The following is a 13,030-nucleotide window of genomic DNA, read 5'->3' on the forward strand; positions in this document are numbered from 1 at the left end:
AGGTCTCAGCGCATAGTGTCGCGGATCAGGCCGATTTTCTCTGAAGTTGTTTCCAATCGTCCAAGGCCGGATTGTCCGTCGGTGTCAGCGCCTTTGCAACAGAACGTGTATCATCAGGATTAGCCACACCGGGGCTGTCCGACCGCATGGCGTGCAGCTTTGCGATGTTGGACATCACTTGTGGTGCCCGTGACATGGTGTTGGCCAGATCACGCTGCAGATCCTGTACTTTGGCCTGATGACGTGCGCCAAAATAGAACGACACAATGACGCCCAACAGCCACCAGAGCGGTTCCGGTACCAGTGCGATTCCCTGCATTCGGGCGGAAAACCACAACGGGTCCACCATCGCCGAGATAAACAACCCCAAAGTACCAAGAGCCAAGGCCGGACGCGGCAAGCGGTTGAGCCCATCCATAAAACGATCAAACCACCCCGTCCGAGGCGCTGCAAACTCGGCCCCGAATTGGGTCATCGCCTGAGTTTGCACCGATTGCGCTCTCTGCGCACCGGCTTCGGCGTTCTCGCGAAACACCTCGGCCGTTTCGCGCACCACATTGCGCCCACCGCCAAACAGCAATTCGAACACGCCTGACATCAATCCCATCCCGCAACCTTCTTTTGAAATTCCGCATCCGTCAGATGATAACGAGGCGAGATGAACTCCTCAGCACGCTTGATCCAGCCGCCTTTGCCGCCGCGCCGGGTACGGGCGTATTTGCGGCTTTGCTCACGTCGATCCGCCAGCCGGAAATAGTAATTCCGCCGCGCCACTCCATAAGCATCGCGAAACGCCTGCGCGCCTGCATCGGCCGCCTTCGCAGCCGCCCCTTCCGTTTGTGGCCCCAAAGCCCCATCAACGGTTACAATGAACCCCATATCCCTGAGCAACCGTTGTAGGATTTTCACGGCGTTCGCACCGGCGTTGACGTACATGTCAAAGACCGAGGGCTGAACAATGCCCGGCAACCGGTTGATCCGCGGTCGTTCAAAGTAGTGATCGATAAATATCTCGACGGCTTGAACACGGCTCAACGCCTTAACGTCGGCAACCGACACCCGACCGTCTCCGGTCAGATCCATGCCCAACCGCTTCATCGTGTGAATGGTCACGCCAAACTTCGTGGCTCCACCCGGATCATCGGGATCATTCACATAGCCCCCCTCGCGGGCAACGATGTCTTTCGCAATCTGCCGTACCGTCTGCATCAGCCCAAGCCTCCATCAGAAACGGCAAGCATCAGGCCACAGAGCCATTAACAGCCCTAAAAATCAAAGGGCGCTGCCAACGCAACGCCCTTCATTCTCTGTGTCAAAAATACGGGCGCCGCAGGCAAGCAGCCAAAGCTGCCTTCAGCTGTCTTCGCCCTGATACACGCCCTGCTCTTTCAGAGCATCCACGACCTCTTTTGGCATGTAGGTTTCATCATGTTTTGCCAGTATTTCAGATGCTTGAAAAACACCGTTAACGTACTTTCCTGTACCCACCATACCCTGATTTTCTGAAAACAAGTCAGGAAGCACCCCGGAGAACTCCACCGGGATTGTGGCTCCGCCATCCGTCACGGAAAAGCGCACGATTTCGCCTTGCCCGCGTTGCAAGCTACCCTCTTCAACCAGCCCGCCGATCCGAAACACCTCGGTCGGCTGTGGCGGTTCGGCCGCGATCTGGCTGGGTGAGCGGAAAAAGTTGATACCGTCGCGCATCGCATACCCGATCAGGCCCGTCGCAACCACAAGGGCCACGACGGCCAGCATGATGACCTGAATTCGACGTTGTTTCTTGAGCGACTTCATGACGACCTCTGGCTGGTGGCTTAGGGGAACAGCGGCGCCATCATAAGGCCACGCGTCTCGTCCTCACCTAACATCAGGTTGGCGTTCTGCAAGGCTTGGCCGCTGCTACCTTTTGTCAGGTTATCCAAAGCCCCGATCACGATAGCGCGCCGTTCGATCCGGTCCGCGGTCACGCCGATATGACAAAAGTTCGATCCACGCACATGATGCGTCGATGGTGCCTCGCCAAAAGGCAGCATCTGGATAAAGGGTTCGTTTTCGTAAGCGGCACAGAGCGTCTCATAGATACTCTGCGGATCACCATGCACATAAGTCGTCGCCAGAATACCCCGATTAGCAGGCACCAGATGTGGCGTGAACTGCACATGCACCGTACGGCCCGCGATCTTGGAAAATTCCTGGTCAAACTCACCCAGATGCCGGTGTGTGCCACCCACAGCATAGGCGTTGTAACCCTCGCTCAATTCGGCATGCAGCAGGTTTTCCTTCAGGCTCCGTCCTGCGCCCGAAACGGCGCATTTCAGGTCCAGAATGATATCGTCCAGATCAATCACATTGGCGGCAATCAGCGGGCGCAGCACATATTGACCGGTCGCCGCGTTACAACCCGTCCCAGCAACCAACCGCGCGTTGCGGATATCGTCCCGATAAAACTCGGTCAGTCCGTAAACCGCTTCTTTCTGCTGCTCCAGAGCAACATGCGGATTGCCGTACCACTTTTCGTATTCGGCGGGATCGCGCAGCCGGAAGTCCGCCGACAGGTCCACGATCTTCAGCGTTTTGGGCAGCTCGCGAATGACCTCTTGGCTTGTCTTGTGCGGCAAGGCGCAGAAACACAGGTCGATCTGGCTGAAATCAATTTCACCAATCTTGCACAGGTCCGGCAGATCCATGTGGCGCAGATGTGGGAACACCTGGGCCATACTCATGCCTGCCTTACGCTCGGCCGCCAGGGCCACGATGTCCATGTTCGGGTGCTCGGCGATCAGCCGCACCAGTTCGGCGCCGGTGTATCCGCTGGCGCCCAGAATTGCGATCTTATGGGTCATGTCAGACCTCTTCTCTTCATATGTCGTGCAGTTTGGGACCGCTGCGTCGCGGTCCGGAGTTACCGGGCAAGATGCCCGCCGTCCTTGATCAGGGTCAAGCGGCTTGAAAGGTGATTTGTCGTCGGAGGAACTGCGTCGCCCGGTCACTGACGCGGGTCGGGTTGCCTGTGGTCAGATACCCCGCCTCACCCGAGCCCAGCATATGCGGGTGCCGGTCCAGATAATCTGCCAGTGAATCGGCCACGAGCCGCCCTTGGCTGAACACCTTGACGCCCTCGCCCAATGCCGCCTGAAACGCTTCTTCCATAAGCGGGTAATGCGTGCAGCCTAGAATGGCGGCCTGCGGATGGGGCATCTTGCGCTGCAAGGCCTCGACATGCGAGCGCACCAAGGCTTCGGCCAGGATCAAGTCGCCGTCTTCGATGGCATCGACCACGCCGCCACAGGCCTGCGCTTCGACATCGACACCGATGGCACGGAACGCGAGTTCCCGCTGAAATGCACGGCTCATCACGGTCGCGGGCGTAGCAAAGAGCGCGACGTGTTTGGTTTCCACCTCACGCGGCGGGGAATTGTCACCCCAGTTCCGTTCGGTCAGCGCCTCGATCAACGGCACAAAGACACCCAGAACCCGCTTGCCCTCTGGCACGCCCGCTTCTTGCATCCGACGCAACGCCGCAGCGCTTGCCGTATTGCAGGCCAAGATCACCAGATTGCAGCCCGCATCCCAAAGATGATGCACCGCCTTGTTGGTCAGCTGAAAGATATCTTCGGCGTCGCGCACACCGTAAGGCGCGTGATCACTGTCAGCGTAATACAGAAAGTCCACATCCGGCAGCCGCTTTTGCGCTGCGTTCAAAACGGTCAAGCCGCCCAAACCAGAATCAAAGATACCTACTGCCATTTGCCCCTTAGGCGCGATGCCGTTCCTCAAACTCATAGCCGTAGTCATAAGACTTCAACGGCTTCGGAGACAGCTCATACGTCGCTTTGCGCAGGAAATCCATCATCGCGCGGCTATCTTTTGCCATCGGGTCTAGAATGTCACGGCCAATGGGCTCACCAACAACCACTTTGACGGGGGTATCGACGCGTTTTTTGAATTCCTTGATCAGCAACCCCATGCGCAGAGTGTTATGCAAATGGCTGGCGATCTGGAACAGGCGGCTGGTGTGGCCATCAAAATAAACCGGCACAACAGTGGCATTCGACTTGCCCACCATCCGCGCCGTAAACCCGCGCCAGCCCGGATCCATCGGCTGACCAAAGGGGCTGGTCGCGGTGCTGACGGTCCCGCCTGGGAAAATCCCGATCGCGCCGCCCTGCCCCAGATAGTTCAGCGAAGTCTTGCGGGTGTCGAGGTTCAGCTTCATCGCCTCTTTCGTCTGTTCAAATGAGATCGGCAGGATGATGCGGTTGATGTCTTCGGCCTTGCGGAACACGCGATGCGCCAGAATGCGGAAATCACCACGTGTCTCGGACAGGATATGTCCCATCATCAGCCCGTCCAGAATGCCGTAAGGGTGGTTCGCAATCAAAATCAGCGGCCCGTCCTTCGGGATGTTCGACAGCGTTCCGTCGATCACATCCAGCGATAATCCGTAGCGTTCCACCATGACTGACCAGAAGTCGCGCCCATTGGCCACGTCGCGTTCATACCCATCTGCCCGCTTGATCAGCCCAAGCCGCCCGGTAGAATTCTCCATCAACCGGATAACCGTACGACCGCCTTTGGTCGCAGCCGAATGAGCGTAAGAAATGTCGCGAGCGATATGGCGGCGCGAGGTCATAGTCGTCTCCGATAGGGTGCCCACTACATAGGAACGGGCACCCAGTGTGCAAAGTCTGCATGACAACAGTGTGACGGTATTACTCAGCCGCCTGTTTCAGGTCGGCACCACCTTGACGGATTGCAGCCAACAGCTCTTCACGTCGCTTGGCGGCTTTGGTCTCGTTTTGCATTTTGACCGGACCAAAGCCGCGAATATCCAAGGGCAACCGCGCAAGCGCGCATATCGCGTCCTTGGTTTCAGGCGTCACTTTGGCCAGAACATCCTTCATGTCCTTTTCGAACTGACGGATCAACGCGCGCTCCATCTTGCGCTCGGCTGTATAGCCAAAAATGTCGAGCGGCGTGCCCCGCAAGCCTTTCATGCGCGACAGCAGCTTCATGGGCCCAAGCATCCATTCCCCAAACTCGCGCTTTTTGGGGCGCCCATCCGGTCCGGTGCCGCCCAGGATCGGCGGCGCCAGATGCAGGGTCATTTTCAGGTCGCCGTCAAACTCGGCCGCGGCCTTGTTCCGACTGTCGAGCAGCAGACGCGCAACCTCGTATTCATCCTTGTAAGACAAGAGTTTGTGATAGCCCAAAGCCACCGCCTCTTTCAGGTCGCCATCCTCAATCCCGTCGAGCATTTTGGCATAGCGTTTTGCCAGACGTTTGCCCTGATAGGCCGTCAGGTGATCAGAGCGATAGGCGATCTTGTCATCCAGAGATTTCGGCAGCTCCACCACGTTAGGCGTCAGCACCTTGGCCACCTGATCCGGGTGCAGCACGGCCCAACGGCCAATCTCGAACGCGCGTTTGTTACGTTCAACGGCTGCACCGTTCAGGTCGATGGCCCCCATGATCGCATCATGGCTCAGCGGCAGCAGACCGCGTTGCCAGGCCGCGCCAAAGACCATCATGTTCGAAAAGATCGAGTCGCCCATAACAGCCCGCGCCAGATCAGAGGCATCAAAGAGCGCCAGCCGCTCTTTCAGTCGCGCCTCAAGCGCCAGTTCCAGCCGGTCGGACGGGATCTGGAACTCGGTATCGCGAGTAAAATCACCGGTGATGATTTCGTGAGAGTTGACCACAGCTCCGGCAATCTCGTTGCGCAGCAGGCCAATGGTCTTGGCGCCAGCACTGACCACGAGGTCCCCACCGATCAACGCATCACATTCCCCAGTGGCCACACGGATGGCGCTGATGTCGCCCGGATCATTGGCCAGGCGACAGTGGATGTGCACCGCCCCGCCCTTTTGCGCTAGGCCTGCCATCTCCATCATGCCGGCACCCTTGCCGTCAATCTGAGCGGCCTGTGCCAGCACCGCACCGATGGTCACGACGCCAGTACCGCCAACGCCTGTGATCACCACGTTATGGGTGCCATTGATCATCGGCAATTCAGGCATCGGCAGGTCCGGCAAATCAATCTCGGTCGTCGCCTCTTTGCGCAGCTTGGCCCCTTCGAGGGTCACAAACGACGGACAGAACCCTTTGACACAGGAGAAATCCTTGTTGCAGCTGGATTGATCAATCGCACGCTTGCGGCCCAACTCGGTCTCTTTCGGAACAATCGAGACACAGTTTGACTGCACCCCACAATCGCCGCACCCCTCGCAAATGTCGGTGTTGATGAACACGCGCTTGTCGGGATCAGGGAATGTGCCCCGTTTGCGACGGCGGCGTTTTTCGGCAGCACATGTCTGGATGTAGACAATGGCGCTGACGCCTTCGATCTCGCGGAATTTCTCCTGCACGTTCATCAACTCGGCGCGCTCGTGGGTTTCGATGCCAGATGGTAGCGCCTTGAAGTTCACGTCTTCCTTTTCGTCATAAACAACAGCGACATGTTCGACACCCATCGCCTTGACCTCGGCGACGATGCGTTCGGCGCTCAGGCCGCCCTCGTTGTCCTGACCGCCGGTCATGGCAACCGCATCGTTGTAGAGGATCTTGTAGGTGATGTTGGTTCCAGCAGCCAAAGCCGCACGAATGGCCTGCACGCCAGAGTGGTTGTACGTGCCATCGCCCAGGTTCTGGAACACGTGGCTCGTGGTTGAAAACGGCTCTTCCCCGATCCAGTTCGCGCCTTCGCCGCCCATGTGGGTATACCCAAGTGTTTCGCGATCCATCCACTGAACCATGAAATGGCACCCGATCCCGGCATAGGCGCGGCTCCCGTCCGGCACTTTTGTCCCGGTGTTATGCGGACAGCCCGAGCAGAAATATGGCAGGCGCGCAGCAATTTCCTGAGCGTTATCGGCTCGTCTCGCGTCATCCAGCGCCTGTAGCCCCGCTCGCACGCCATCCGTATCGTGGCCCTCGTCAATCAGGATATGACCCAGCTTCTCGGCAATCATGGTCGGATCAAGAGCTCCGCGTGTTGGGAACAACTCTTCGCCATGCATTGACCCGGCACCGCCACCCTTGTGCCAGCCCCAGACACGGCGACCACGGCGGTCGTCAAAGATGGCTTCTTTGATCTGAACTTCGATCAGCTTGCGCTTTTCTTCGACCACCACGATCAGATCAAGGCCTTCGGCCCAATCATGGAAGCCTTTCATATCCAGAGGGAACACCTGTCCGACCTTGTATGTCGTGACGCCCAGGCGTTCGGCTTCAGCCTCGTCAATGTTCAGCAAGGCCATGGCGTGGACCAGATCCAACCAATTCTTGCCCGCTGCGACAAAGCCGATCTTGGCGCCGGGTTTGCCCCAGACACGCTTGTCCATCTTGTTGGCATGACTGAACGCCTCGGCCGCAAAGCGTTTGTGATCGATGATCCGCGCCTCTTGCGGGGTGCGATCGTCCACCAGACGAATGTTCAACCCGCCTTCGGGCATGTCGAATTCGGGCGTGACGATCTGCATCCGGTTCGGGTCGCCATCGACTACGGAAGTGACTTCGATCGTGTCTTTCATTGTCTTCAGGCCAACCCAAAGGCCCGAAAACCGTGACAAAGCCATGCCGTAAAGCCCATAGTCCAGAATTTCCTGCACTCCGGCCGGGCTGACGATGGGCATGTAGGCATCCATCAAGGCCCATTCCGACTGGTGCAACACGGTCGAGCTTTCGCCCGTGTGGTCATCCCCCATAGCCATGACAACGCCACCCAAAGGCGCCGTGCCTGCCATATTGGCATGCCGGATTGCATCGCCTGAGCGGTCAACACCTGGGCCCTTGCCATACCAAAGACCAAAGACACCATCGTACTTGCCGTCACCTCGCAATCCAGCTTGCTGCGCGCCCCAAAGCGCGGTGGCTGCCAGATCTTCGTTCAACCCGTACTGAAAGGTGACATCCGCTTCGGCTAGTTGCTTGGCGGCGCGGTTCATCTGCATATCCACTGCGCCCAGAGGTGATCCGCGATAACCCGTCACCAGCCCGGCCGTGTTGTGGCCCACCGCCTCGTCCCGCGCCTTTTGCATCAGCATCAGGCGAACCAGCGCCTGCGTGCCGTTCAGCAAGACCTGTTTCTTGCTCAAGTCAAAGCGGTCGTTCAGCGAAATTTCGTGCTGACTCATCAAACGTCTCCCCACGTCAGATTAGTTTGCCAGGGTATTTTCCCCTCTTGTCACCTACGTTAGGTCATAAATACTGACCTGTATAGGTGCTTTTTTTCACTTTGCGGCAGCAAGACGGTTGATTGTGGCTATTGGCATGCCTTTGATATAGGGCGTCGGCCTGAAATCGAAAGTTGGGACAATGGACTGGGATAAACTGAGAATTTTTCACGCAGTGGCCGATGCAGGCAGTCTGACCCATGCGGGTGACAAGCTAAATCTGTCACAGTCTGCCGTCAGCCGCCAAATCCGCGCACTCGAGGAATCCCTGAACTCGACCCTGTTCCATCGCCACGCGCGGGGGCTGATTCTGACCGAGCAAGGTGAGCTCTTATTCGATGCCACCAGCGCAATGAGCAAACGTCTCGATGCGGCAGCTGCGCGTATTCGCGACAGCGAAGAAGAAGTGTTCGGCGAACTGCGTGTTACCACAACGTTCGGCTTTGGTACGTTATGGCTCGCGCCGCGCCTGCCCAAGCTTTACGAAAAATACCCCGATCTCAAAGTCGACCTGATGCTCGAAGAACGCGTGCTCGACTTGCCCATGCGCGAAGCTGACGTGGCTATCCGCATGAAAGAACCCAGCCAGGCCGATTTGATCCGCAAGCGGTTGATGACGGTTCGGATGCAGCTTTATGCATCGCGAGAATACCTGAAGCAGCACAGCACCCCGAGCGGAATCGACGACATCGTAAAGCACCGATTGATTTGCCAGAACACAAGCGCCGCCCAAGTAGGGGCTGGTGCTTTGCTCGTGCAGACATTGATGGCGCATAATCCACAATCGCTCCTGACAGTGAACAATTACTTCGGCGTCTTGCAGGGCGTGCTGCACAATCTGGGGATTGGTGTTCTGCCAGACTATGTAACCCAGGATTTTCCAGACCTGGTCCATGTCATGACTGAAACGGAATCTGCGGACGTGCCTGTTTTCCTGGCCTACCCTGAAGAATTGCGCCATTCGCAACGCATCTCGGCGTTCAAGGATTTTGTTCAGGATGAGATTATTGCGCACCGCAAGCAATTGCGTCAGCAGGGAAAAATCTGAGCTATGCATTTCCGTCATATCGGGAATGTCAAGAGCGCGACGTTATAAACCTTGATCGTTCACAAAGTGCCACCTAAATGAACACTCGAAGGCGATGAAGCTGAAACGCTAATCACCTTCATACCTCCCTGTTGGACTTCGGCCGAGCTTAGTGCTCGGCCTTTTTTTTGCTCAATGGCCAGTCTCCCGCAATCATTGTCCAAGTTTCTGCGGCCCAACGCCCTTTGAGCAAAATAATTGTACTATGAACTCGGCGCACGGTTGAGTAAGCTTCCAAAAAAACAGCCAAAATTCGTTTCGAGGGCTAATTTATGGTCAATATGTTCCGCTTGATGACAGTGCTGGTCTTTACCAGCATTCTCGCATTTCCTTTACACGCTCAGGTGCCGGTTTCCACGTCAACCGGCAGCAGCTCAACGGCTTCGGCGCCAGTTGTGCCCGAGGACCTGACCCCTGAACAGGTCGATGACCTAGTGGCGCGAATGTCCGATGACCAAGTTCGCGCGCTTTTGCTTGAGCGTCTGGATGCGGTGGCAGAACAACAGACCACGGCAGCGCCGCCAAAAGGCATTCTTACCGTTATTCAAGAACTTGGCACCAACATGGTAATGGGTTGGGCACACGTCTTGCAGCAGATTCCCAACCTTGTTTCCGGTCAATTCGAGGCCTTCTCGAATTTCTCTGCATCGTTCGGTTCCGGCGAAATGGTCACAATGTTCGGCTTTATCCTTGCAGCTCTTGCTGCAGGCTATGGAGCGGAAAGGTTGACGATCTTTCTAATGGCAAAACGCGCGAGGCCCGAGACCGGACAGGAGGCAGACAACCTGTGGTCAACTGTCGGGTTCCTGTTCCGCCGTTTCTGCCGCGAACTGCTGGGATTGGTAGTTTTTTATGTGATGCTGCGCTTTGTCGGCAAAAATCTGTTGTCCGCAGAAGAACTTACCTTTGCTGCCCCGATGGTTTTCTATCTGATCTGGATCCCGCGGCTTGGGGCTGCGATTTCTCGGTTTGTGCTTGCGCCAAATCGTGCGGATCTTCGTCTGGTCAATGTGTCGGACAAATGGGCCAAATATCTGCATCGAAACCTTATCGGTCTGTTCCTGCTTGGCGGCTTTACCATCTTCATCGTTGGCTTCAACCAGGCCAACGGGGTTCCCATGGGAGAAACACGCCTTGGCTTCTGGCTCAACACGTCCGTGCATATCTACATCGGCATTATTGCCTGGCGCGCACGCGAAGGCTTGAGCGACATGATGCGTGGCACTGATCCCGACCGGTCGCGGTTCGACGAAGCCGTGGCCAAGGCCTACCCGTTCATGGCTATCGGTGTGTCGTTTGTCATGTGGCTCGTGGTCGAAATGATCATTGGTTCAGGGAACCAGCGTCTTCTGATGTTGCTGGGAACCGCACCACATTACACAACAATGTTCTGGCTGCTGATGGCCCCTGCCATAGATACACTGATCCGAGGGTTGGTCCGTCATCTGGCACCGCCAATGATGGGCGAAGGCCCAATCGCGGAAAAAGCCTATAACTCGACAAAGCGAAGCTATATTCGCATCGGCCGGGTTCTGGCGGGGATCTTCGTGGTTCTGCAAATAGCCAACGCCTGGGAGATTGACCTTCGCAACGTCGCAGCCGTTGGGGTTGGGCATGATGTGGCAGGCGCCTTGGTCGAATTCCTGATGATCGTAGCCGTGGGTTACATCGTGAATGAGGTCGTATCGCTGTGGATCAACCGCCGTTTGGCCATGGAGATGACGGCCGCCGATCAAACATCGGACCAGGAAGCTGACGAAGGTGGCGGCGCAGGAGGATCGCGGCTTGCAACTGTATTGCCGTTGTTGCGGGTCAGCGCCCAAGTTGCAATTGCGGTCATTTTCGGCCTGCTTGCCATTGGTGCATTGGGTGTCGACATCACGCCGCTTTTGGCTGGTGCTGGTATTCTGGGTCTCGCTATCGGTTTTGGTGCGCAAAAACTGGTTGCGGATATCGTCGGCGGTATCTTCTTCCTGATTGATGACGCGTTCCGCGTGGGTGAATATGTCGATGTCGGTGGCACAATGGGTACGGTCGAGAAGATTTCGATCAGATCGATGCAACTGCGCCACCACCGCGGTGCTGTTCACACAATCCCTTACGGCGAAATTCAAAAACTCACCAACTTCAGCCGTGACTGGGTAATCATGAAGCTCAAGTTCACCGTGCCTTTCGATACCGACCCCAACAAGGTCAAAAAGATCTTCAAGAAAATCGGAGCGGAAATGATGCAGGACGAAGTCCACAAAGACGGTTTCCTGCAACCGTTCAAGTCACAAGGTGTGTTCGATTTTGACGACGTTGGCATGATCATTCGAGGGAAATTCATGGCCAAACCGGGAGAGCAGTTCACTCTACGCAAGGAGATCTTCAACCGGGTCAAAGCGGAATTCAAAGAAGCCGGCATCGACTTTGCACGTCGCGAGGTTCGTGTTGCATTGCCTGGCGTGGATGACACCGAAAACATGACCGAAGAGCAAAGGCGCTCTGTCGCCGCCGCCGCCAGCGAAGCTGCAAACCAGCAGCAACAGGCCGGACCACCCGCTGACGATCGATAAACTCTCAAAACCCACTGCGAGCTGAAGAACTCGTGGTGGGTTCAATCCTTCAAAGCATGAGATATCGGTGTTTGAAGTTTCACAAAAGATAAACTGGACCGGATTGATCACATGCGTCGGCCTGTCGTTCGCAGGTTCAAGCGCTCTTGCTCAGGGTGTCGTCGACTCTCATGTCAGCGACTTTGATGACGTCCAACACGAAGAAACCGTGGGGTTCAGGCAAGGGTCGATTGTTGTGGCCCCAATTCCGTTCAGCAACCCGACCATCGGTTCAGGGTTGATCCTGGGTGCTGGCTATCTGTTCACTCTGGACGAAGGTTCGGATCCTTCGGTTTTGGGGATCGCCGCACTGAGATCCGACAACGGCAGTGAAGGGTATGGGCTTTCGGCCAATTTCGCATTCGATAACAACAGGTGGTTAATCGAGACGTTGTTTGCCAATGCGCAGCTGAACTATGATCTCTACACACCAACTGGTCCCTTACCGATAAGTCAGAACGGCATCTACGCCCGGGCAAGCCTGTCCTACGGCGTTACTCCTGACCTCTCTTTCGGATCGTCCCTGAGATATTTGAATACAGACATCAGTCCGCAAGTTCCGGGGCTACCTCCCATTCCCCTCCCTTTGACCAATTCCTCAACGTCGAAATCGCTAGCTTCGGATTGGTAAGTAAATGGGATACTCGCAACGATACCCTTTATCCGACCAAGGGGTTTGTCCTGGATGCTGAAATCAATCGTTCTTACACGCTGGCTGGGGTCACCGATGATTATTCAAAGGGCTGGATAAATTTCACCCACTACATGCAACCGTTCAATAACGCCGTGGTTGCAACTCGCGTGTCTACATGCGCCGTCTCGACAAGCACCCCATTCTTTGATCAATGTTCACTTGGTGGCACCGATGGTTTTCGCGGGTTCTCAGCCACGCAGTTTTTGGACTTGAGATCGCTTTCGGCACAAGTCGAGTACCGTCAACAATTCACCAAACGTCTGGGTGGCATTGCTTTTGCCGGCATTGGTCAGGTCGGACCTCAGTTCAATGAACTCAAAATCGGTGGCACACATGGTTCTTATGGCGTGGGTGCCCGCTACCGTGTTTCCAAGAAGTTCCCGGTTGATTTTTCGGTCGACATTTCACGCAACAGCGAGAAAGAAAACCAGCTCTATATCTATGTGGGGCAGCGCTTCTAACGGGCGAGAGCACA

Annotated in this window: 11 protein-coding genes; 4 read left to right on the forward strand and 7 right to left on the reverse strand. The window is 56.2% G+C overall.

Features of this window, described 5'->3' with window-relative positions:
- Positions 1-25: 25 nt before the first annotated feature.
- The 7 genes from ACZ1HE_RS12220 to ACZ1HE_RS12250 all read right to left on the reverse strand — a co-directional run bounded on the left by ACZ1HE_RS12220 (position 26) and on the right by ACZ1HE_RS12250 (position 8,138).
- Positions 26-607, reverse strand: coding sequence for a holin family protein (locus ACZ1HE_RS12220; protein ID WP_472621135.1), 582 nt, complete (start codon positions 605-607; stop codon positions 26-28).
- Positions 598-1,209, reverse strand: coding sequence for a holin-associated N-acetylmuramidase (locus ACZ1HE_RS12225; protein WP_472621137.1), 612 nt, complete (start codon positions 1,207-1,209; stop codon positions 598-600). Before ACZ1HE_RS12225 ends, ACZ1HE_RS12220 begins: the two co-directional genes overlap by 10 nt.
- A 144-nt stretch (positions 1,210-1,353) precedes the next feature.
- The gene (gene ccmE, locus ACZ1HE_RS12230; RefSeq protein WP_472621139.1) at positions 1,354-1,797 is read right to left on the reverse strand and encodes a cytochrome c maturation protein CcmE; all 444 of its coding nucleotides are present in this window, start codon (positions 1,795-1,797) and stop codon (positions 1,354-1,356) included.
- Between the two features lie 20 nt (positions 1,798-1,817).
- Positions 1,818-2,846, reverse strand: a complete 1,029-nt coding sequence (gene argC, locus ACZ1HE_RS12235; RefSeq protein WP_472621141.1) for an N-acetyl-gamma-glutamyl-phosphate reductase — start codon at positions 2,844-2,846, stop codon at positions 1,818-1,820.
- A 94-nt stretch (positions 2,847-2,940) separates the two neighbouring features.
- Positions 2,941-3,750, reverse strand: a complete 810-nt coding sequence (locus ACZ1HE_RS12240; protein ID WP_472621143.1) for a glutamate racemase — start codon at positions 3,748-3,750, stop codon at positions 2,941-2,943.
- A gap of 7 nt (positions 3,751-3,757) precedes the next feature.
- Entirely contained in the window at positions 3,758-4,636 is an 879-nt protein-coding gene (locus ACZ1HE_RS12245; protein ID WP_472621145.1) for a lysophospholipid acyltransferase family protein, read from the reverse strand.
- A 79-nt stretch (positions 4,637-4,715) separates the two neighbouring features.
- Positions 4,716-8,138 carry an indolepyruvate ferredoxin oxidoreductase family protein gene (locus ACZ1HE_RS12250; protein WP_472621147.1) on the reverse strand — a complete coding sequence of 1,141 codons (3,423 nt, stop codon included), beginning with the start codon at positions 8,136-8,138 and terminating at the stop codon, positions 4,716-4,718.
- Positions 8,139-8,319: 181 nt separating this feature from the next.
- Between ACZ1HE_RS12250 and ACZ1HE_RS12255 the strand changes: the two genes are divergently transcribed.
- The 4 genes from ACZ1HE_RS12255 (at position 8,320) to ACZ1HE_RS12270 (ending at position 13,016) form a co-directional block, all read left to right on the forward strand.
- Positions 8,320-9,225, forward strand: coding sequence for a LysR family transcriptional regulator (locus ACZ1HE_RS12255; protein WP_472621149.1), 906 nt, complete (start codon positions 8,320-8,322; stop codon positions 9,223-9,225).
- 320 nt (positions 9,226-9,545) lie between these two features.
- Positions 9,546-11,822, forward strand: coding sequence for a mechanosensitive ion channel family protein (locus ACZ1HE_RS12260; protein WP_472621151.1), 2,277 nt, complete (start codon positions 9,546-9,548; stop codon positions 11,820-11,822).
- Between the two features lie 67 nt (positions 11,823-11,889).
- Positions 11,890-12,492 (forward strand): hypothetical protein, encoded by a 603-nt coding sequence (locus tag ACZ1HE_RS12265; RefSeq protein ID WP_472621153.1) that lies wholly within the window; start codon positions 11,890-11,892, stop codon positions 12,490-12,492.
- Positions 12,486-13,016: a BamA/TamA family outer membrane protein gene (locus ACZ1HE_RS12270; RefSeq protein ID WP_472621155.1), complete on the forward strand. Its 531-nt coding sequence runs from the start codon at positions 12,486-12,488 to the stop codon at positions 13,014-13,016. The genes ACZ1HE_RS12265 and ACZ1HE_RS12270 overlap by 7 nt, the downstream gene beginning before the upstream one ends.
- Positions 13,017-13,030: the final 14 nt, after the last annotated feature.

Source organism: Falsiruegeria sp. JB4-1 (assembly GCF_055693495.1).